This is a genomic window from Fibrobacter sp. UWB16 (assembly GCF_900215325.1).
In the GTDB taxonomy this organism is placed as follows: Bacteria; Fibrobacterota; Fibrobacteria; order Fibrobacterales; family Fibrobacteraceae; genus Fibrobacter.
The window spans coordinates 110,121-133,116 of record NZ_OCMS01000005.1 but is presented as its reverse complement, the minus strand read 5'-3'; the positions used below and the strand labels follow the sequence as shown (position 1 = coordinate 133,116).

16 protein-coding genes are annotated in these 22,996 nt (G+C 48.3%); 9 read left to right on the top strand and 7 right to left on the bottom strand.

All coding sequences use genetic code 11. From position 1 onward, the window contains the following. Positions 1-47: 47 nt before the first annotated feature. Positions 48-641: a restriction endonuclease subunit S gene (locus CRN95_RS13485; protein WP_200816212.1), complete on the top strand. Its 594-nt coding sequence runs from the start codon at positions 48-50 to the stop codon at positions 639-641. On the opposite strand, the gene CRN95_RS13480 is transcribed toward CRN95_RS13485, so the two are convergent. From CRN95_RS13480 to CRN95_RS13460, 5 genes are all read right to left on the bottom strand, one after another. After that, positions 612-2,069, bottom strand: a complete 1,458-nt coding sequence (locus CRN95_RS13480) for a restriction endonuclease subunit S (RefSeq protein ID WP_097021207.1) — start codon at positions 2,067-2,069, stop codon at positions 612-614. The genes CRN95_RS13485 and CRN95_RS13480 overlap by 30 nt on opposite strands. Next, positions 2,066-3,502, bottom strand: coding sequence for a class I SAM-dependent DNA methyltransferase (locus CRN95_RS13475; RefSeq protein ID WP_097021206.1), 1,437 nt, complete (start codon positions 3,500-3,502; stop codon positions 2,066-2,068). The genes CRN95_RS13480 and CRN95_RS13475 overlap by 4 nt, the downstream gene beginning before the upstream one ends. Before the next feature lie 6 nt (positions 3,503-3,508). Then, entirely contained in the window at positions 3,509-6,331 is a 2,823-nt protein-coding gene (locus CRN95_RS13470) for a DEAD/DEAH box helicase family protein (RefSeq protein WP_097021205.1), read from the bottom strand. A 145-nt stretch (positions 6,332-6,476) separates the two neighbouring features. Further along, complete coding sequence (locus tag CRN95_RS13465) at positions 6,477-7,064, bottom strand: fibrobacter succinogenes major paralogous domain-containing protein (RefSeq protein ID WP_097021204.1); 588 nt, start codon at positions 7,062-7,064, stop codon at positions 6,477-6,479. 9 nt (positions 7,065-7,073) lie between these two features. After that, positions 7,074-7,970 (bottom strand): flavodoxin, encoded by an 897-nt coding sequence (locus CRN95_RS13460; protein WP_097021203.1) that lies wholly within the window; start codon positions 7,968-7,970, stop codon positions 7,074-7,076. A gap of 191 nt (positions 7,971-8,161) precedes the next feature. Between CRN95_RS13460 and CRN95_RS13455 the strand changes: the two genes are divergently transcribed. The 4 genes from CRN95_RS13455 to CRN95_RS13440 all read left to right on the top strand — a co-directional run bounded on the left by CRN95_RS13455 (position 8,162) and on the right by CRN95_RS13440 (position 12,331). Then, a complete protein-coding gene (locus tag CRN95_RS13455; RefSeq protein WP_097021202.1) occupies positions 8,162-9,565 on the top strand; it encodes an endo-1,4-beta-xylanase in 1,404 nt (467 codons plus the stop codon). 117 nt (positions 9,566-9,682) lie between these two features. Further along, positions 9,683-11,089, top strand: a complete 1,407-nt coding sequence (locus CRN95_RS13450; RefSeq protein ID WP_097021201.1) for an endo-1,4-beta-xylanase — start codon at positions 9,683-9,685, stop codon at positions 11,087-11,089. A 207-nt stretch (positions 11,090-11,296) separates the two neighbouring features. Then, positions 11,297-11,605, top strand: a complete 309-nt coding sequence (trxA, locus tag CRN95_RS13445; RefSeq protein ID WP_097021200.1) for a thioredoxin — start codon at positions 11,297-11,299, stop codon at positions 11,603-11,605. A 57-nt stretch (positions 11,606-11,662) separates the two neighbouring features. After that, positions 11,663-12,331, top strand: a complete 669-nt coding sequence (locus CRN95_RS13440) for a Crp/Fnr family transcriptional regulator (protein WP_097021199.1) — start codon at positions 11,663-11,665, stop codon at positions 12,329-12,331. A gap of 75 nt (positions 12,332-12,406) precedes the next feature. On the opposite strand, the gene CRN95_RS13435 is transcribed toward CRN95_RS13440, so the two are convergent. Next, positions 12,407-14,413 carry a carbohydrate-binding domain-containing protein gene (locus tag CRN95_RS13435; RefSeq protein ID WP_097021198.1) on the bottom strand — a complete coding sequence of 669 codons (2,007 nt, stop codon included), beginning with the start codon at positions 14,411-14,413 and terminating at the stop codon, positions 12,407-12,409. Positions 14,414-14,657: 244 nt separating this feature from the next. On the opposite strand from CRN95_RS13435, the gene cysS reads away from it, so the two are divergent. From cysS to CRN95_RS13415, 4 genes are all read left to right on the top strand, one after another. Then, the gene (gene cysS / locus CRN95_RS13430; protein WP_097021197.1) at positions 14,658-16,112 is read left to right on the top strand and encodes a cysteine--tRNA ligase; all 1,455 of its coding nucleotides are present in this window, start codon (positions 14,658-14,660) and stop codon (positions 16,110-16,112) included. 3 nt (positions 16,113-16,115) lie between these two features. Continuing rightward, positions 16,116-17,477 carry a sugar MFS transporter gene (locus tag CRN95_RS13425; protein WP_097021196.1) on the top strand — a complete coding sequence of 454 codons (1,362 nt, stop codon included), beginning with the start codon at positions 16,116-16,118 and terminating at the stop codon, positions 17,475-17,477. A gap of 9 nt (positions 17,478-17,486) precedes the next feature. Next, the gene (locus CRN95_RS13420) at positions 17,487-18,143 is read left to right on the top strand and encodes an MBL fold metallo-hydrolase (RefSeq protein ID WP_097021195.1); all 657 of its coding nucleotides are present in this window, start codon (positions 17,487-17,489) and stop codon (positions 18,141-18,143) included. Between the two features lie 72 nt (positions 18,144-18,215). After that, positions 18,216-19,367, top strand: coding sequence for an acyltransferase (locus tag CRN95_RS13415; protein ID WP_097021194.1), 1,152 nt, complete (start codon positions 18,216-18,218; stop codon positions 19,365-19,367). 34 nt (positions 19,368-19,401) lie between these two features. Here the strand turns inward: CRN95_RS13415 and uca are convergent, their stop codons facing one another. Further along, on the bottom strand, positions 19,402-22,992 hold the full coding sequence (gene uca / locus CRN95_RS13410) for an urea carboxylase (protein WP_097021193.1): 3,591 nt from the start codon (positions 22,990-22,992) through the stop codon (positions 19,402-19,404). Positions 22,993-22,996 lie beyond the last annotated feature (4 nt).

Genomic DNA, 22,996 nt, shown 5'->3' with positions numbered 1-22,996 from the left:
TCAAATAATTGCATATAAAATACAATATTTTTCATTAGTTAAAAAGGGTGTATCAAAAAAAACATAACCCCCATTATGAGAAGATAGAGGACGAACCTTTTGAAATACCCCAAAATTGGGTGTGGTGCAGGCTAGGGAATATTTGCGATAAGCTAATAGATGGAGACCATAATCCACCTAAAGGACTCAATCGCACAACAGAATACATTATGCTTTCTTCTCGAAACATCAACGACAATGATATCGTTGATCTTGAAAATGTACGTTATTTGTCGAAAGATATGTTTGAAGAAGAAAACCTTCGAACGAAATTAGAAAAAGGCGATATTCTTTTTACATCCGTTGGAAGTTTGGGGCGAAGTTGTGTTTTTTCGGGTGATGGCAAATATTGTTTTCAGAGAAGTGTATCCGTCATACATACCAATATTTATAATAAGTACTTGAAATATTTCTTCGATTCTAATTACTATCAAAAATACATAGTGGAGAATGCAACAGGAACAGCTCAATTGGGTTTCTATTTAGAGCAAATGAGAAAATCGTTTATTGCGATTCCTCCACTTAATGAGCAATCTCGGATTGTTGCAAAGATTGAAGAACTGTTTTCTACGCTAGACCAAATGGAGCGAAATCTCGTCTAACGACGCAAAGATTTCTTCAATCCTATCTACGATTCTTTTCTGCTCTGCCAATGGCGGAAGTGGAAAGGGAAACGTTTTGAATACGGCAAATGGGGGAATATTTTTGATTGCGGTTCCCTTTCCTTCTTTTTCGGAAAGTGTTTTTAAAACAAAATCAAAATAATACAAAAAATATTTATCATTAACAAATGAGAAAATTTTCATTCTCATTAAAGCTTGGTTAATGATACCCTGCTCGCATCCACTTGGCAAAATAAAAGTTTCACCAATTGTGCCTGCACAACTTACAAGAATGTCTCCCGGACGAACTTCAAAGCCTTTCATCACCGAATTAAAATAATCCTTAGTGATATAGTAGTCTCCTAACGATTCATTTTTTTGAATGGCGTTTTTTTGTTCGTATACCTTTACTGTGTTAGGTCCTTTAGGTACAAACATTGACTTTATCAATGCGCTGCCAAAAGGCCCCTTTTTGTATAAACCAACATCACCCAATTTTACCCATTCCCAAGAATCAGGGATTTCAAAGGGAACATCGGTCAACTTCTCATAATGGGGGTTATCACGTGTTATTCGTTCTAGCAAAACGCTGGCGGGTTCGTCGGATTTGTTTTGGGGAACGAGTTTGCCGTGGATGGCGAGGTCAAGGATTTTTTGGCGGGTTTGCTTGATATGGGTTTTGAGGAGTTCTTTGTTCTTTTCGATGGCATCGATTTCAGCAAAGGCTTCTTCAATTTTTTCGACAATACGTTGCTGTTCCGCTAACGGAGGGAGAGGTACTTCATACGAACGAAATACAGATAAATTTACATGAGCTACAGTAGATCCTCCAGAACATTCTACAAGGCGTTTCTGAGAAATAGAAGAAAGAATATAATACGCCAAATAATAAGAACAAAGAATATTCCGAAGAGGACGTACAAGCACCGTTCTTTGTCCCAAACAAACCTCTTGACCATCTTTTATTACAGCAATATTCCCAGCAGGGGCTTCTCGTGCAAAAATTAAATCATTCGACTGTGGAGTCGCTCGCAAATTTCTTCTTCGATATACATCTTCTGATACCCTGTGAACGCCTTCCAAAATTAGATGTCCAAACCCAATATTTGGAGTTCTTATCAAAGGATATCCAGCTCCTTCATCACAAGCTGTAGAGTGCGGACAGTCTTCTATTAATTCTGTTATTTGGTTTAGTCTCACCCATTCCCAATTTGCCGGGATTTCAAAGGGGGCTTCGCTTTTGTCGAGGGGGATTATTGTTTGGGGCGATGGATTGCCGCGCTTCGCTCGCAATGACGTTTTTTCTTGAGTCCTATCGCATATTTCTTTCAACAAATCAGCAGCGGAGCCGTCACTTTTGAGTTGTTGCGTGAGCTTTCCGCGAATGGCGAGGTCAAGGATTTTTTGCTTCAGGAGTTTCGTATTCATCCGTCGATTCCCTTGAGCATCTTGGCGAGTTTTTCGGAGTGGGCGGCAATTTCCTTCGCTTCGTTCTTGATGTTTGCCAAAAGATCGGTAAGCGTCACGTCTTCAATATCGTCCTTGTCCTTAATCCAAGTTATGTCGAGGCTCGTCTTGTCGCGGGCCAGGAGTTCCTTGACACTATACTTGCGCCACCGCCCGGTCGGGTTTTCTTCGCTCCAAGTTTCTTTGCGTTTAGCGATATTCTTTGCATTGTAGCAACTCACAAAATCATCAAGATCGCTGCGTTTCAGGGGTCTTGTCGCAAGCGTGTGTTTGACGCCTGTACGGTAATCATAGAACCAAGTTTCCTTGGTGGGGCTTCCCTTGACAAAGAACAGCACATTCGCCTTCACGCCGTTCGCATAGAAAATTCCCGTAGGGAGCCTAAGAATTGTGTGGAGGTTGAACTCGGTCAAAAGTTTTTTGCGAAGCGTTTCACCCGCACCATCTGCAAAGAGAACATTATCCGGCAACACCACGCCCGCACGGCCACCATCCTTGAGCATCAACATCATGTGCTGCAAAAAGTTCAGCTGATTGTTGGTCGTCGTGACAATCAAGTCGGTGCGCATGGTGGTAATATCCACGCTACCTGCCGGACGCGTTCCGAAAGGAGGATTCGCCAAAATAACATCCACCAAATGTTCAGGTTCGTGCTCCAAGGAATCAACACACTTGACAGGAGTCGTATCCGGGCTGACATCGTGCAAATAAAGGTTCATGCTCGCCAAGGTCACCACCAAGGGCGTGATGTCATTACCGCTAAGAGCCTTTGTCTGCAAGAACTTCAACTTTTCGATATCGTTGCTCTGGCGCTTCATGTAATCGTATGCAGCAAGCAAAAAGCCACCCGTTCCACAAGCGGGGTCTGCAACGGTTTCCGTAATTTTCGGAGCCACGACATCGACCATGGCGTTAATAAGCGGACGTGGAGTAAAATACTGCCCTGCACCGCTCTTTTTATCTTGGCCGTTCTTTTCAAGAATGCTTTCGTAAATAGCACCCTTGATGTCGCCTTCCATGCTGAACCAGTTTTCTTCATCAATCATGTTGATGAGCTTTTTTAGCATGGCGGGCTTTTGAATCTTGTTCTGCGCTTCGGTAAAGATTGCGCCAATCAGACCGTCTTTGGATTTGAGCGTTTCAAGAATTTTTTCGTATTTCGCCTGCAAATCCGGACCGTCAAGAGAAAGTAAATCCGTCCAGCGATTGCCCTTGGGAATGGCACTCCCCAATCCGTAGGATTCCTTTTCTGCATCCATTTTCAGGAACAACAAGTAAGTCAGCTGGATAATGTAGTCGGTAAAGCCCACACCGGCAGCCGCCAGCACATCGGCCATATTCCAGACCTTTTTTGTCAATGTCGTTTCGGATTTTACTTCAATCTGTTTTTTCATCTTTCTTTACTGGAACATGAACTTTGTCAGGTTCTGGATTTCGGTATTAACATTTTGCGGGCCGAAGAATTTTGCCGCTTGCAAGAATAGAGGTTTTTCATACTGCATCAGGATTGGCGCCGAGACACAACCGTTCTGCACAACATATTGAGCAATCCTCTTAAGCACCTGCTTTTGATCTTCGTTTAACACGCGTTGATTTTGACCGCAGTATAATTCAAAAAGGCTGGCAGAAGTGCTTTGCAATGAATAAAGCGACTCTTTTTGCCCCAAAGCATAACGTACTAACTGTATAAGGTTCGTCAAAAGGCCAACTTCGTCCTTTTCCAGGTCCTTTACTTTTCCGGCCTTCCCCACTTTATTCACGGACAATGTCTTGTAGCAAGTCCAAAGATTCTTTTCGTTCAGCATCGGATTGAACTTTTCGAGTTTGCGCTTCAAATCCGAGAGCATTTCGTAGGTAATGGCAACATCTTCGCTGTTGTAGATAATGCGCAGAGCTTCCACTTCATCACGATTCTGCTCAATAAAATCCTTAAAAATTTCCGCATACTTTTTAGATTCATCAATGCTGAAACCGGAGTAAACTAGACTATCAGTGCCTTCATGCTGAATCTTGATAAAGCCACGATTGATTTCAAGGAGAACCTTGCGAACCTTGACATTGTTGATGACTGCAGAAATCAATTCCCTGCGTTCAATGTTAGCGTCGTTGATATCCTTGTATTCCGGTAAAGGATGCGTCGAGAATTCGTTCTTACCTGTGAGGGCGTCATAAATTCGACTTACAAAGAAATACAGGGATGTCGGAGCTAGCAACTTGTTTACTTCGCTCAAATCTTCTTGTTCGGCCTTGTTGTTTATTTTCGAGAGATAGCCCGCAAACAAATTCAAGTGCTCATCAGGAACTTCGCCATGGGCCAGGCGTTCCATCAACCTTTCGAGTCCCAAGGTCTTGTGAAATTCCGCATCGCTAGCCGCACCCGGAAGTTTCATTTCGTGTTCGGTAACACCAACCGCATCGACTAAGTAGAAACAGTCCTTACTCGTTCCGTTCGGAGTTGCAAGCTGGAATTTGTCGTCGTCCATCGTTCGGCAACCGCGACCTTTCATCTGCGTGTAAAGTACGGCAGAATTGATATCGCGCATGAACACTAGGACTTCCAAAGGTTTCACATCCGTACCGGTCGCCACAAGCGTCACCGTCACCGCAATGCGAAATTCCTTCTCGTTCCTGAAATCGGAAATCAGCTGATTGGAATTTCCTGCTTTACAAGTAATCTTCTGCACGAACTTTTCGGGGAGTTTGAGCCCCACCTTTTCAAATTCAACAGCAAAGGACTGTTTGATGGCATCAACGATGTTGTCGGCGTGGCTGTCGGTCTTTGCAAAGAAAAGCGTCTTGGGAATATATTTCCAATTGCGGACAGGGTCATCGCCCAAACGTTCTGGGTAAAGCGACGAATAAATGGCTTGCTTAAAGGAGTCAACTACGAGCCTAATCTGTGCCGGGTTCACGACACTGCGGTCTAGTTCGGTACTTTCGTACTTTTGGTCCTCTTTCTGAATTTTCTTTTGCTTGGAACCATCCAAGAGCGTAATGCGCTCTACGTGTTCGCCCTGACCGATTGTCCCTCCCTGCGAACTGACTAAAGTCTTGATGCGGAATACGCGCGGGGGTACGTTCACGCCATCGCGGATAGAATCTTCGAGGGTGTATTCTACCACCGTATTCTTGTTGAAGAACGCGTAAGCCTCTTCGGTCGGAGTCGCAGTCAATCCAACGACACGGGCCGTATTGAAATAATCGAGCACCTGTTTCCATTTGCCATAAATGGAACGGTGGCATTCATCCACAATAATCAAATCGAAGGTATCTCTTGCAACCTTCAAATCTTGCGGAAGTTCAATGCTTACGGAGGACTGATCGTTTGTTGAGTCGCCATCAAGTTCTGATTCGTCATCATCGGTATCAACAAAGGTTTGCCCGGTCAAAACAGCATAAAGACGCTGAATGGTGGATATCACCACATGGGACTTTTCGATATCCTTCACGTTGTGGAGACGCTGAACGACATACTCATCACTAAACGGAATTCCTGTTTCCGTAAGCTTGTACGTCCCGAACTCGCCTTCGGCTTGTTTGCCAAGGTTGTTGCGGTCCACCAGGAACAAGACTTTTTTAGCCGGGGTATAATTGAGCAAACGATACGCCGCTGTGCATGCAGTAAATGTTTTACCAGCACCCGTTGCAAGGACAATCAAAGCCTTTTTCTTGCCATGCTTAAAGCTCAGTTCCAAGTTGCAAATTGCATCGTACTGGCATTGGCGCAAACCTGCTTTGGCCTTCGTCTGCACTGCGGGAACCGCAGGCATTTTTGCAAATTCAGATTTAAGTTCCGCACGAATTGCGACTTCTTTCGGCGTGAACATCTTTTTAAGTTCAAGGAACTCCAGAGGCTCTCCAGCAGCGAAATCCCTTCGGTCGCAGAACAGCAACTTGTCGCCATTACACATGAAAAGGAATGGCAAAGGTTTTGTCCATGTTTGGTACCAAGGAAGCGCCCCTGCGGAATACTTCGCCGTTTGTTCTGCAACTTTTCCACCTAGAGAATTTTCAGCACGTTTAGCCTCTAAAACACCAATAGCCTTTCCATCTAAGAAAAGCAGATAATCAGCTTCGTTATTTCCTTTAGTTAAGGCCTCGGTAACCGCCTGTGCATGCGGAACATCCAAATACTCAGTACGCGGAACAACTGCCCAGCCGGCTGCGGCGAGCATTTCATCTATCAAAACACGAGCTTGTTCTTCGGGCTTTAATTCATCCATGAATTTCTAAACCCTAAAATAACTTATTTTCTAAAAATAGGAGAAGCCCGCCTGCGCGGGCATGACAAAAAAGCGGGGATGACATTAAAAACAGATCCTCGCCTAACGACGAGGATTATGCAAGATAGAATCTGAAGCTATCCGTTTACTGCACGCAGCGGACTGAGAATCCGAACGCTTTCGGCTTCATCATGTAGCTAAAGCCCATCGACTTTGACGAAAGATACCACACCGATGCTTCATTAGCTTCGGTGTTTGCGCTCCAGAAGAACGCGAACTTGCTTTCGTTGCCGTATGTGCCATCATCAAACATGTTTCCGGATGGCATTGCGCTGAACTTGAGCGTATCGTTTCCGTTCGTTTCGCCGGACCATCCATAATTTGCCTTGATCAAATAGCCGGCATTGAAGTCGCCACCGGCGGCTTTCCACAAGCTCTCGAAATCTTCGTTTGTCGGCAAGCGGAAACCGGCAGGGCATGCAGACTTTGCCGCATCCCAAGTGTAGAGGCGACCATAGACCATGCAATTATCGTCATCTTCCCTATAGCAAGTGCTGCCCGGCATTTTGTAGTTCAAGTTGTCCGCCATCCATGTGCGGTCATCAATTTTGACAAGGCGGTACTTTTGCTTATCACGCGGGTCCTTGAGTTCTTGTTTTTTTGCTTTGGGGGCAGCAAGAGATGCGCTGGACGCAACGAGAGCTATTACAAGAGCAGATGATATATAATTCATATTCCAAATTTACTTTTCGACGACAATCATTTCCGGTTCACCACGGCCCGGAAGCGGCTTGAAAATCTTGACATTCGTCTGCGTTGCCGGTCCACCGAAAGCCTTCATTTCGCAAACGAAGAGGTAGTTCATTCCAGCGACAACCTGCGTCGAGACGCTGAGTGGTTTTAAGCCCAAATAGGCGTAATCCTTGGTAGCTGCGGCAAACACGGCAGAATCTTCGGCCGTGAGCGGGCGCTGTTCCGAGAAGCCACCAGCAAGCATTTCTTCAGTCTTGCCCGTTTCAAGATTAGCAAAGAATGTCGCGACTTCTTCCTTAGCCTTTTCGACACCGCCTTCAGCAGTAATTCGCTTGTTAGAAATTCCATAAGCGATCGTCACGTTGGCTTTCGGTTCAAGAGTCTTGAGTTCATCGGCGCTCGCCTTGCGACCGCCGCTACCGTAAGTGCAGAACGGCACTACGACCTTGCCGCTCAAGTCGTTTGCGTCAAGGAATGTGTAAATCGGCGGAGTGAAAGTTCCGAACATAATCGGGTAACCGAGGAACACGGTATCGTACTTGGCGAGTTCCACTTTTGCATTCACAAGAGCAGGCCACCGCTTGCTTTCGCGTTCGGCACGGACTTCGGCAATCGTGCTGTCGTAAGTCGAAGGGAACGGCTTTACAAGCTGGAGTTCAAATTCGTCTGCATTGCGGGCTTCCTTGAAAACCTGAGCCAACTTTTTGGTGGCACCCGTCTGAGAGAAATAAACCACGACGGACTTGGACTGTTGCGGAGTCACTTCGGCAGCAGGCGCGGGTTGGGTCTTAGACTGCTGAGCGTCCTGTTTTTCACAGGCCGAAAGCATTGCAGATGCGGCAACCGCAGCCGACAAAGCAAGCGAAAACTTCAAGGAACGAGACACGAGAACCTCCAACTTAAACTTTACTGATAAAAAGATATTCAATTTTAAAAGGGAGGTGTTCAATAGCGTTACCATTATTTTGGTTATCGTGGAACTTTGCATATTTTTCTTTACATCTTTTAGCTTACTTTTTGTTTATCTTAAATAATATTGGGTACTCATTAGGATTAGGGTTAAAAGGAGTACAAAAGATGAAAAAGACTCACGCATTCGCGGGTCTTATGCTTAGCATGGCCCTATTCGGTGCAGGATTAACAAACGCCTTCGCCGCAGATGAAACCCTTAGATCCCTTGCCGATAAAAACGGAATCTACATCGGCGCGATTTTGAACTCGCAATGGTTCGGCGGAGGCCTTCCTGGCAATTACGAACAGATCCACAAATCCCAATTCAACATCGTCGTTGCCGAAAACGAGATGAAGTTCGACGCCACCGAACCGCAAGAAGGGAGATTCAATTACAACAATGGCGACAAGATGGTCCGTTACGCACAGCAAAACGGCATGCGCGTCCGTGGCCACGCCCTCGCCTGGCACAGCCAAGTTCCGGGCTGGGTAAACAACTACAAGAACGATAAAAAGAAATTGCTCGCCGTTCTCAAGAACCACATCGAAAAGGTTGTCAGCCACTGGAAAGGTCAGGTCGCCGAATGGGACGTGGTGAACGAAGCAATCAGCAACAACGAGCCCCAGTGGCGCACCGGTTCCGTGTGGTACCAGGGTATCGGTCCGGAATTCATCGATTCCGCATTCGTATGGGCTCACGCTGTAGACCCGGATGCAGAACTCTGCTATAACGACTACAACCTCGAACAGGGCGTCAATCCGAAAGCCAAGGCAGGATTTTTGCTAGAACAGGTGAAGCGCTGGGTCAAAAACGGCATTCCTATCCATTGCGTGGGTTCCCAAACACACGTGGAAGACACCACCACCGACAAGCACTTTATCGGTTCGCCGGATAGTCTCCGCTCCCTCGCCAAGGAACTTGCAAAACTCAACGTCAAGCTGAAAATCACCGAGCTCGATATCGGATTCAAGAGCGGAATCAACGTCAGCAAGAGCGATCTTGAACGTCAGGGACAAACTTTCCGTCAATACCTCGACATCATTCTCGAAGAACCGAATGCGGACACATACTTGATTTGGGGCGTATCTGACAAATGGAGCTGGCTTGGCGGGCTCAACCGACAAAAAGGCCTTATCTACGATGACAATTTGAAACCGAAGCCGGCATTTGACAGCATCTTGGTAAGACTCCAGACTTACGAACCGCCGAAGGATTCAGCAAAAGCAGATTCTACAGTCAAGGACTCCACGGCAAAAGATTCAACCGCACTGGATCCGGGACAATCCATCAAGCAGTTCAATGCACCCAATAGTCTTTCTTTGCATGTCGCCGGACGCACGCTGTTCGTGACGGGATTGGCTTCGAAAAACGCCGCAAAGGTCGACTTGCTCGATTTGCAAGGTCGTCCCGTGTACAGCACAAATTGCATTAACGGAACAGTCGATCTAAGTAACATTGCCGAAGGCCTTTACGTGGTACGAGTGCAAAACGGATCCACGAATTTAACCAAACGGATTTCCATAAAATAGATTTCACCTCTTAATTACTAGGGACTAGGATTTTCCTGGTCCCTTTTTTATTTGACTTTCTCGAACGTTTTATGTATCTTTCGGGTTGGTGCAAATGGGTTGATAGAGGGATATAAAATGAAAAAGATTCATTCTTTATCGCACATTGCACTCGGTGCCGCAATTATAGGCGCAGGCTTCATGAACGCCCAAGCCGCTGACGAAACCATACGACAACTCGCCAAGGAACGCGGCCGCTTTATCGGCACCATTTTGAACAGCGAATGGTTCAACGATGCGATTGAACCGGAATTCGAAGAAATTCACAAGACGCAATTCAACGTGGTCGTCGCCGAAAACGAAATGAAGTTCGACGCCACCGAGCCCAAAGAAGACGAATTCAACTTCGAAAAGGGCGACAAGATGGTCAAATACGCACAGGCCAACGGACTCCGCGTTCGCGGACACGCTCTCGCCTGGCACAGCCAAGTTGCAAACTGGGTAAATGACTATAAGGGCCAAAAAGAAAAGTTGCTAGCCATCCTCAAGAACCACATCACCAAAGTTGTCAGCCACTGGAAAGGTCAAATCGCCGAATGGGACGTAGTGAACGAAGCCGTCAATGACGATTACAATGCCGACTGGCGTTCGACTAACTCCGTGTGGTACGAAGGCATCGGTGCCGAATTTTTGGATTCCGCATTTGTCTGGGCGCACGAAGCCGACCCGGATGCAGAGCTCTGCTACAACGATTATTCCATCGAATGGGGCCTCCGCGAAGGTTCCAAGGCAAGCTTTGTCGTGGAACAGGTCAAGCGTTGGAAAGCAAACAACATTCCTATCACCTGCGTAGGCACGCAAACCCACATCGAAATTGCACACGAAACAACTCCGCAAAACGTGCGCGCACTCGCCAAAGCACTTGCAGAACTCAACGTGACGTTGAACATTACCGAGCTCGACATTGGATTCCCGAAGGGTTCAGCAGGCAAGCTCACCGAAGCGGACTACGCCAAGCAAGGGCACTTGTACCGCCAATTCATGGACGTATTCCTCGAAGAGCCGAATATGGGCGAATTCGTGATTTGGGGATTGACCGATGCTCACAGCTGGCTTGATGAACAGCAAGGCAAGACCGAAGGGCTCCTTTACGACAAGCAATACAACCCTAAGCCCGCATACGATAGCGTCATGGCAAGCCTTAAGGCACACCCTGCTTCTGAAGTTAAAACTCCGTACCCAGAATCCGTTCTCAACCCGCCCAAAGATTGCGGAACAGGGAATTGCGGCGATCCCATTGATATCAAAACATTCACTAAGCCAAGCAACGTTTCCATGCACCTTGCCGGACGCGCGCTATTCATAACAGATTTGGCTTCGAAGGCAGCTACAAAGGTCGACATATTCGACATGCAGGGCCGCCCCGTGTTCAGTACAAAGTGTGTTAAAGGCTACATTGAACTTTCTTCAATTTCCGAAGGATTATACGTTGTTCAAATCCGTCAAGGCGTAACAAGACTTACCAAACAAATCGCCATTAAGTAATGGAGATCCCCGTCAAACGAGGACTGGCGACGGGGATGACAACTCTGATAAAGGTCGCGACACAATATCGCGGCCTTTTTCATCCCCCCCCAAAAAAAGATTTTTCGTTAATGTGACCTAGTCACAGTCTAAAGCCTTGTGATTATCTAAAATATAGGTGTAAAAGAAAAGAGTTTAAAATAAAACAAAAAAAGGAAAGGTAAAACAATGGCTGAATTAAAAATCACTAGCGCAAACTTTGAACAAGAAGTCCTTAAATCCGACAAACCCGTTCTGATTGATTTCTGGGCACCATGGTGCGGCCCGTGCCGTATGCTCTCGCCCACCATCTCGGAAATCGCCGAGGAGTACAAGGACAAAGTCAAAGTCTGCAAGGTCAACGTCGATGAAGAAGGTGATCTCGCCGCCATGTTCCGCGTGTCCAGCATCCCGCTGCTCGTGGTCATGAAAGACGGCAAAGTCACAAATTCCGCAGTTGGCGTCCGCCCAAAAGACCAAATCGTGAAGATGATATAATTTCTACGCTCCCCGAAAGGGGAGATTTTTATATATTCCCTCTAGAGGGAGCTCGCTATGGTCGAACCGATTAGTCAAATTGTCAAGAAAATTCCGTTTTGGGGAAATCTTTCGCTTGAAGAAAAAGCGTTAGTTTCGCAACGCGCGATGATCAAGCACTTTAATAAAGACCAGATTGTCAGCAGCAACAGTTCCGCCTGTCTCGGGATTATCCTCATTTTGAGCGGAGGCATCCGCGTGAGCCTTATCTCGGATGAAGGTCGCGAAGTCACACTGTACCGTGCGCACGCGAACGAATTTTGTATTTCGACAGCCTCATGCGTGATCCACCAGTTGACATTCGAAACAATCGTCACCGCCGAAGAAGATACAACCGTACTCGTCATTCCCTCCTCTGTTTGCGCTAAGCTCATGGACTTGAACATTCACGTGCGTTCATTCGTTTTTGAACGTGAAACGGAACGCTATTCACAGACGATTTGGGCCATTCAGCAGATGCTATTCAAGCGTTTCGACCAACGCCTTGCCAATTACTTGATTAATTCATACGAAAGTAGCGACAAGCCCGAAGTCAAAAAGACACAAGAAGAAATCGCGCGAGACGTGAATTCCGCCCGAGAAGTGGTCGCCCGCATGCTCAAGGAATTCGCCACCAAAGGGCTTGTTGAAATCAAACGCGGAGCAATCGTGCTCCGCAATATCGAGGGATTAAAAAGGCTGCTATAGAATCGCAAAATTTCATAGCAAAAAGGCTGCGATTTCTCGCAGCCATTTTTGTACCTATTTATTCAAAAACTTGACTTACTTGTACATGTAAATCTTGCCATTGGGGAACTTGAATTCCTTCATTCCAGCGGTATTCACCTGACTTACGGACTTCACATCGCCACCGTAGAAAATCGTGTTGCCATGGTATTCCGGCTTGAAAGCTGCATTTTCTGTACCGTAGTAATTATCACTCGTGAAGCTGACAGAAGCGCAATTCGGTGTGTCGGTCGAGTAGTCACCGAATGCGAGGAGCACACCACCCGTAATTTCAAAGCCCGTGTCCGTATCGATGAGACCGCCCGCCATATTGGAGGGGCATCCATTGCCACCACCCTGTTGGCCACCCATACCCGGGAAACCGCCAAAGCCGCCTCCCCAGCCGCCACCACCAGGGAAGCCACCGCCCATACCGCCATTTTCATAGCTTTGACCGGTAATTTCAAGAATCAACACACCACCCGTCATCTTTGCAGAACCATTGGCGTCAAGCACGTCAATCATGTTGCCCTTCGATGCGATGTAGTGGTGACCGCCACTAATCACAGCATGACCACTAGATTCGCTGAACATGGAATAACCACCGGCATTTTCCTTAGCGCCACCCGCAGCGTTCCAGCCATCATTTGTGGCAAATGTAGCCGTGACGCCACCTTCTGCGAAAATCTTATACGCTTCAAGACCTTCATAAGCAGTGACCACATTAATCGTAGAACCGCTCAAATGCAAGGCGGAGTCCGCATGGATACCATCGTCTTTCGTAGAAATGGTCACATCACCAGCATTCATGAAGACTTTGTATTTTGTATGCAGAGCATCGTCATCGGCAGTCACATTGATGTTACCGCCGTTCACATAGATGAACTTTTCAGCCACCAAGCCCTTGCCTGTAGAAGTCACCTTGACCGTTGACGGCTCCGTAGAATCGCTCACCATGACATAATGAGCAGCCTGGATGCCATCATCACCCGCTTTAATGGTGATGTTGCCACCGCGGATATCGACAATGCCCTTGCCGTCGATAAAGGACTTGCACTTGCCATCGTCACCTTCTTCGCATTCGTCACTTTCAAGGGCGTCACCCTTCTTGGCCGTGAGATTCAGCGTACCGCCAGAAATCTGGAGGCTACCCTTGCCCTTGATGGCGTTTTCTTCGGCTTCAACAGTAATGTTGCCGTTCTTGATTTTAAGATCGTTACTGCACTGGATGCCGTTTTTGAACTTTCCCTTGACGGTCAAAGTACCGGCACCCTTGATATTCAAATCGTCTCTCGAATAAATAGCAGCCTTTGCCGTATCCTGAGCACCATTGACCTTTACGAACAAGTGATTACCATTACCGTCTTCAACCACGTTGCTCGTACCCTTGACCAAATGGAGAACCGTCTTGTCAGCATTTTTCACGAGAATCGGAGCATTGGAGCTCTTAATCGTCGCATTGTGAAGATAGACGCCCGTGTTGCCTTCGTTTTCGGCACCCGGAGTATTCACGACCACCTGGAAATCGGACGATTCGCCGGTGACGTAGTAAGCGCCCGGGCAAGTAATCGTTGCGCTTTTGTCTGCAATTTCAACGCAGCCATTGTTGTTTTCGACAGTCGCCGAAGTTCCAGCAAGTTTCAGGAGAATCTGTGTACCATCCAAAGTTCTAGCATCTTCGTTATCGTTCTCATTGTCGCCAGATTCCGAGCTGCCAGGGACTGCATTGTTAGAACTAGACGACACGACAGGAATAACATTGCTAGAGCTAGAGGCGCCGACGTTCGGCACAACGCTAGAACTCGAAACGATATTGCCCGGCAATGCATTGCTTGAACTAGAAACTACGTTGCCAGGCAAAGCGCCGTTGCTAGAGCTCCAAATTTCAACATCAATATCTAAAATGCCAGAGCTAGATTCAATTCCAAAAGCATCACTGCTAGAAGAGGTTCCTGCGGGAGCATACGCCCCGCCATTAGGATTCATAATAGAACCGTCTTCACCACATGCCCAAAAGCTCAAAGCTGCAGATGCAGCAATCACAGGCAACTTTTTTAACATCATTGAACACTCCATTTTTTCTTAATATAAATTCCATGCTCCAAAACGGACCATTCCGCCGCCCAATTTCCGTTGAAGTCAATACAACAGGGTTTAACGATTACAATGGCCGCGACATTGACGGAATTAGCCAAATCCTATAGCCAGTTATTGTCTCCGCACAATTGCCGTCCCTTGTAAAAATTTCTAAATTGCCTCGCGCATTAGCATGTTTGGCGCATGTTGCGCCGCATTAACCGGAGGCTTTATGGCACTTCAATTCTACAACACCGCATCACGCAAGAAAGAACTGTTCACTCTTCCCGAAGGCGTTCCCGCCGTGCGTATGTACTGTTGTGGTCCAACGGTGTACCACTTTGCCCACATCGGCAACCTCCGCACTTACATTTTTGAAGATTTCCTCGTCCGCACGCTCAACTACTACGGCTACAAGGTCAACCACATCGTGAATATCACCGACGTGGGCCACCTCACTAGCGATGGCGACACCGGCGACGATAAAATGGAAAAGGGCGCAGCCCGCGAAGGCAAGTCCGTCTGGGACATCGCAAAGTTCTACACCGACGCATTCATGGCCGACTGGCACCGCCTCAACATCCAGGAACCGACCCGCTGGACGCGCGCCACAGACCACATCCAGGAACAGATTGACTTGGTGAAGACGCTCGAAGAAAAGGGTTTCACCTACCGCACTTCGGACGGCATCTACTTCGACAGCCTCAAGTTCCCGCGCTATGCCGACTTTGCACGCCTCGACGTGGAAAACCTCCGCAAGGGTAGCCGCATCGACATGGGCGAAAAGCACAACGCCACGGACTTTGCCCTTTGGAAGTTCAGTCCGAAGGACAAGAAGCGCGCCATGGAATGGGACAGCCCGTGGGGCGTTGGTTTCCCGGGTTGGCACATCGAATGCTCTGCCATGGCCATGAAGTACAACGGCCCGACGCTCGACATCCACTGCGGTGGTACAGACCACATCCGCGTGCACCACACGAACGAAATCGCCCAGAGCGAATGCGCCAACGGCGTTCAGTTCAGCCGCTTCTGGATGCACGGTGAATTCCTCCGCACTGCAAGCGAAGAAAAGCTTGAAGACGGCACGACCGAACAGAAGTTCGGCAAGATGAGTAAGTCCTCGGGCGAATTCTTGACCGTCACGCTCCTCATGGAACGCGGATTCAACCCGCTCGACTACCGCTACTTTGCACTCGGCAGCCACTACCGCAACTACCTGAACTTCACTTGGGAAGCCCTCACCGGCGCCAAGGAAGCCTTCAAGAGCTTGCACAAGAAGACGGACCCGCTGATTGGCAAGGCAACCGCTATTACCAGCGAAGCTGCCAAGGCATTCCAGCAGGAATTCAAGGACGCTATCGGTGACGACCTCAACATGCCGCGCGCACTCGGCATCATGAACACGATGCTCAAGAGCGACATCGATGACGGTGAAAAGGCTGCACTCGTGGCTGACTTCGACAAGATCTTTGGTCTCAAGCTCGACCAGCCGCGTGAAGAATACGCCAAGAAGGGCGCAAACGACAACATCGATACCGCTAAGATCGAAGCTTTGATCGCAGCCCGCAAGGAAGCACGCGCCAACAAGAACTGGGCCGAAAGCGACCGCATCCGCGATGAACTTGCCGCGATGAACATCGTGATCAAGGACTCTAAGGAAGGCACGACCTGGAGCGTGAAGGAATAAGCCATTTTCCTCCTCGTTGTCATATACGTTGCATTTATTGGGCTAGGTCTCCCCGACACCATTCTTGGGGCGGCTTGGCCCTTAATGCATTTAGACCTTAAAACGCCGATTTCTGCGGCGGGCATCCTTTCCATTATCGCATCGCTCGGGACAATCGTCTCTAGCCTCTGCACACCAAAATTTCTTCGCATTTTAGGCACAGGAAAGCTTGTCGCCTACAGCATTGCGCTGACCGCAATCGCCTCTGTCGGTTACGGAAATGCGGATTCGTTCAACGTCCTTTGCCTTTGGGCGATCCCGATGGGCATTGGCGCAGGCGCCGTCGATGTAGCGATGAACAACTTCGCCGCCATTTATCTGGAATCCAAGCACACGAACTGGTTGCATGCAAGCTGGGGCATCGGAGCAACGCTTGGGCCATCGCTTCTTTCGTTCTCGATTATGATCGGCAGCGGTTGGCGTGGAGCATACGAATATGTCGCCGCAAGCCTCACCGCAATTTTCGTGTTGATTCTTATTTCGCTCCCGCTGTGGAAAAAAACAGAAGCGCGTGGAGGGCTCTCAGAAAACGTCACCATCCCGGCGAGTTCTGAAAATGTGAAAGTCGCGAGCCCAGGAAACGCGCCGAGAACTGCCGCGCCCTCCGACAACAACGCAAATAATGCGCCGCACATCAGCATTCGCGAGGCGCTCCGCGTCCCGGGAATGAAGCTTTCGTTCCTCACGTTCTTCTTTTATTCGGCACTCGAAATTTCGACTAGTCTTTGGTGCGGCACCTACCTCATCGCTTGCGGATTCAAACCCGAAATCGGAGCATTCATCGTTTCGCTCATGTTTGCATCCGTGATGATTGGCCGCATTGCAAGCGGATTTTTTGCAATCAAGTTTACCGACCATCGCCTGATTTACGCTGGAATCGCCATCGTCTCTGTGGGTTGCCTCATCCTTTCAATCCCGCTCCCGCTGAACTTGCAGCCCGCCTGCATTTGCCTGCTCGGCCTCGGTTGCGCACCCGTGTACCCGTCACTAATCCATGCAACCCCTGCGCGTTTCGGCGAATCGCTTTCGAGTCAAGCGATTAGCATCCAGCTCGCCGGTTCCTACATCGGTTCAATCTTGATGCCGCCCGCATTTGGTCTCGTTGCAGCTAAATTCACCGTCCATCTTTGGCCGATTTCACTCTCGATTTTTGTCGGATTGTTACTTTTATGCGTGTGTTTGCTGGACTACGTAACGCACAAAAAACTGAACAAGTCTTACGCCCGCGAACGCGTCATTGACATTCTCCACACGGTTTCGATGGAAACTCTCAAACGGGAACGTCGCATACAACGTCGTTTACGCAATCGCCAAAAGAAACGTTAAGGGTTTATTATGGAAATAAAGCAATTTGTATTCAATCCGTTCGGAGTGAACTGCTACATCCTGAGCAACAGCAAGGGCGAAGCCATTTTAATTGACCCAAGCGTGAGCAATGCCCGCGAACAAGCGGCACTCACCGATTACCTCAAGAGTGAAAATCTCAAAGTCGTACGCGTTTTGAATACGCATTTGCACTTGGATCATGTTCTCGGGAACGCATTTGCAGAGCGCACTTTTGGCATCAAGGCCGAAGCGCACAAAGACGACACTTTCCTTCTCGATGCGCAAAAAGAACAGAGCCAAATGTTCGGCCTCCCGTGCAACGATTTAGCCCCCGCGTTGGGCAATTATCTGAGCGATGGCGACATCGTCGAAATTGCAGAAATCCGTCTGCAAGTGATTCACGTCGCTGGGCATTCCCCGGGCGGTCTCGCCTTCTTCTGCGAAAATCCGGGCAAAGTCAACGGACAAGATAACGTCCCACCACTCCTTTTCCCGGGCGACATCATTTTCGCGGGAAGCCGCGGTCGCAGCGACCTCTACGGCGGTGACGAATTCGCCCTCGTGAGCGGCATCAAGTCGAAGCTCCTTACGCTCCCGGCAGAAACCATCGTATTTCCCGGCCACGGACCAAGCACAACCATTGGCAACGAAAAGGGATGGTACTAATTTAAGCCAGAAGGTGATTCCCGATAGTCATCCCGGACTTGTTCCGGGACGGGAATGACAGTGAAGTAACAAATGAACAACGGGCAGGTAAGAATCGGGTGGATTGACGAATTCAAGGGATTCGTTCTTTTGCTCGTTTGCCTGTTCCACATTGAGCAGAATTTCCCGAACGCGCACCTTGGAATGTGGCATTTAAGCGCACTGCGCATGTCGGCATTTTTCTTTATTTCGGGATTTCTTTTTAGCACAAAACGCTTTACCAATTTCAAAAGTTACTTTACCCATAAAACGCGCGTTCTGTTAGTACCCTACCTTTACCTTTCGTTCCTATTTTTAGCCATTGACCCGGTCGTTTACAACTTCGCGCTCTACCCAAAAGCCCCCACAATGATGGTCGTGAATACCATTCCCGACATCAACAACACATGGCAATACATCTATTGGAACATTGCTAAAATTTTCATCGCCGGGAAGTCCTCGGTCGGAGCGGGCCCGCTGTGGTTTGTGTTCACTCTTTATTCCGTCAGCTTGCTATTTTACCTGCTTCATGAGATGTCCAAAAAGCAAGTCAACCCCAAACTGTTTTTCGCCGTTATGGCAATAGAAGGGCTCCTTGGCGGTTGGCTCCTGAACGAGAATCACATTCACTTGCCGCTAGGCATTGAACGCGACCTCACGATTTTATTCTTCTTCGGCTGCGGATATCTTTGCAAGGAACCCATCAAAAAAATCCACAACGCCATTTCTGCGAGCGCCGCTCACGCCGCAAAAAACACAGCTATCGTTGTCGCCATCGGAATTGCAAGTTTTGTCGCCTACGGATTTTTGGAATCGCCGAGCCCGAATTTCAGCATCATGAATAACGATTTGGGCAAGAGCCTCCCGAAATTTGTCGCAAGTTCCATCACAGGCATTATCGGCCTTATCGCCACGTTCCTGCTTGCGAGCAAGATTCCAAACATTGCCCCCATCCGCATTTTCAAGGGAATCCTCCGCAATATTTCCCGCAATGCGCTCGTAATTCTTGCAGTTCACTGGTGGATTGTCCTGATATTGCGACTCTTTTTCAGACCGCAAATCAACCAACCGGGAATCGCCTACATCGCCATCCCGATTGTCGCGTCGGGCACCATCGCCGCCATTCCGCTTTTCCGATGCAAACTCCACCGCCTACTCGGCAAAGAAAAAATCAGCGTAAAAGAAAGCCTCTGCATTAGGGAATAATGCAAAGGCTTGATCGTGAATTAGGAGTTTGTTTTTATGATTTCACGGATGCTAGGCACTGCCCAGCTCTAACTTCAGAGGATTCCTTCACAAAAATCTGCGACACAATGCCTCCGCATGTTGCAATCACAGGAATTTCGGTCTTCATACTTTCAATGATGGCGAGAGTATCACCTTCCTTTACCGATGTTCCCGGCTTTGCGACAATCAGCTTCCAAAGAGAGCCAGCAACAGGGCTGTAAACGCCATCTTCTCCTTCGGCTAGCGTAATTTCGGCTTCAGGAGCAGACTCTGCGCTGTGACTTTCAAATGTGAACTGGCCATTTGCAATCCAGCGTTCCTTTTCTTCTTCGAAAGCCTTGGTTCGCTTTTCTTCGAATGCAGAAATAGATGTCGCATTGTCCTTCAAGAACTTTTCGTATTCCTCGATATCGAAGGAACTGTTCTCTACAGTGACATGGAATTTGCCTGCGATAAAGTCCTTTCGCATTTGCAAAAGCGTATCCGCATTCACTTCATAATAGCGAATCTGGTCGAAGAACCGCAACAGATACGGCAACGGGAAATCACTCGTCTTTTTAAAGCGGTTCCACATTTGCACCGTACGGCCGACAAATTGATAACCGCCCGGACCTTCCATTCCATAAACGCACATGTAAGCGCCACCAATGCCCACCGCATTTTCAGGCGTCCATGTACGAGCCGGGTTGTACTTGGTCGTAACCAGACGATGCCTCGGATCGAGCGGAGTTGCCACAGGAGCACCAAGGTAAACATCCCCAAGACCCATCACGAGATAGTCCGCATCAAACACAATCCGCTTGACATCATCAATGGAATCAAGGCCATTGACTCGGCGAATGAATTCAATATTGTTGGGGCAGCACCAAGGAGCGCCCGGTCTAACCGTCGTCACATACTTTTCGATGGCAACACGAGTCTGCGGGTCATCCCACGAAAGCGGGAGATAAATGGTTCTTGTCGGGACCTTCGTCAGCTTGTTCTTTCTCAGGTGTTCTGCCAAATCCCAGAGGCGTTCCAAAACATCCTTCTGACGAATCTTTTTGATATCGTAGTGAATTTGTATAGAGCGAATACCCGGAGTAACATCAATGAGGACATCCGCAAAACGTTCCTTAACAGCGAGCATCCATGCGTGAGCCGTAAAGCGGAGACGCAAATCGATAATCGCCGGGCCAAATTCGACAAGCACGTTATCATCGCCGTCGGCACGAACAACAATATGTTCCATTTCAGAATCAGTGTTGTATTCCGAAATAATTGGAGACGTTACTGGAGCGGAGACAAGCGCCGGAACCGGTTTCGATACCTTATCTGGAGCAGCAAGCATTTCTTCGCGTGCAATTCGAATCTTTTCAGCATCTTCTACAGAAAGCGGAATAAAGCGAACCTTGTCGCCACTGCGCAACTGTCCCATTTTCCATAGTTCTGCAGAAACAATCGTCACCGGGCAAGCAAAACCACCAAGGCTCGGGCCATCAACGCCCAAGATAATCGGCATATCACCCGTAAAGTCCACAGTTCCTACGGCATACGCATTATCGTGCAAATTCGAGGGATGGAGTCCCGCTTCGCCACCATCGGGTCTTGCCCACTTGGGCTGCGGACCGATCAAGCGAATACCCGTTCTAGAAGAGTTGTAATGCACTTCCCACGTTGCTGCAAAGAATTCTTGAATGTCTTCGGCAGTCAAGTAATCCGGAGCGCCATGCGGGCCATACATCACACCAATTTCCCATTCGGTCCCAATCGACGGAAGCGCCGTTGCCGCCGGAATAACCGTTTCACCAGAAGCATCGTTTCCAATGTGGAGGATATCTCCTGCAGTCAAAGCACGTCCACCGTGGCCACCAAAGCCGCCCAGTGTAAATGTCGACTTACTACCTAAATAATCAGGAACATCAATACCACCGCGAATCGCCAAATAGCAGCGTTGTCCAGCCTTAGAAACTCCGAACTTGAGAACATCCCCATCGTGAACTTCGACAGGCGTATTCTTCAGGCACGGCATATTGTTTACAGTCGCCGGGAAATCACCACCCGTAAATGCAATCACGGCATCCGTATGGAACGCAAGCGTACATCCCGAATGAGTCATTTCGATTCCCGCCGCATTTTCGGCATTACCGACAATCTTGTTCGCAAGCCTAAAGCTGTAATTATCCATAGGACCGCTAGGAGGAATGCCCACATCCCAATACTTTAAGCGACCCGGATAATCCTGAATTGTCGTCTGCAAGCCCGGAGCGAGAACTTCAAAAATCCTGTCACGATATTTGTAATCGTTCAAGATCCAAGTCGAAACCTTTCCCGATACAAAATCCGGCATTTCAAGCACATCGCGCAAAAGCTTGATGTTCGTTTCAAAGCCATAAAGTTTGACTTCGGCGAGAGCCTTCTTTGCCTTTTCGATATTATCTTCACGGTCACTGCCCGCGACAATGACCTTTGCCAAAAGCGGATCGTAAAATGCGCTGACCTCCGTGCCACGAGAAACCCATGTATCAACGCGGATGCCTTCCGGGAAGTTTACTTCCGTCAAAAGACCACTGCTCGGGCGGAAATTCTTTCCCGGATCTTCGGCGTAAACGCGGAATTCCATGGCATGCCCATGCGGCACAAACTTTGCGCCAATTTCAAAGGGACGATTTCCAGCCGCAAGTTCAATCATCCAGCGCACCAAATCAACATCATAAACCGTTTCGGTGACACCGTGTTCAACTTGCAAACGCGTATTGACTTCGAGGAAATAGAATCGGTCGCTCGGTGCGTCGTATATAAATTCGACCGTACCGGCAGAACGGTAAGCAACACCCTGCGCAAGTCGCAAAGCAGCCTCATGCAGCGCTTCGCGAGTCTTTTCGGGCAAGCAAGGCGCAGGCGTTTCTTCAATGACCTTCTGGTTACGGCGTTGCACAGAGCAATCACGTTCACCAAGCACAACAGCATTCCCTTCGCCATCGCCAAAGACCTGTACTTCGACATGACGACCACGTTCTACATACTTTTCGACAAAGAGGCCCGCATTCTTGAAGTTGTTTTCACTCAGTCTCTTGATGCGGTCAAAGCTTTCAACGAGTTCCTTTTCGCTGTGGCAAATGCTCATGCCAATACCACCACCGCCTGCGGTACTCTTGAGCATTACCGGATAGCCGATTTCCTTGGAATGCGCAATAGCATCATCCAAGCTTTCCAAAAGACCTGAACCGGGAACAAGCGGAACATCAAATTCCTGTGCAAGTTCCTTGCTACGGTGTTTCAGGCCAAATTCAATGAGGTGCTTCGGAGTCGGCCCGATAAAAGCAATTCCATTATCTTCTAGAGTCTTTGCAAAATCTGCGTTTTCGCTCAAGAAACCGTAACCAGGGTGGACCGCTTCGGCACCAGTCGACTTAATGGCTTCCAAAATGGCCGGGACATTGAGGTAACTGTCCTTGGCAGGAGCAGGGCCAATACGAACAGCTTCATCAGCCATCAATACATGAGCTGCGGTTTCATCCGGATCAGAATAAACGGCAACAGATTTTACTCCCATCTCTTTCAGGGTACGAATAATGCGACAAGCGATTTCGCCACGGTTTGCTACAAGCACTTTGTTGAACATGGCT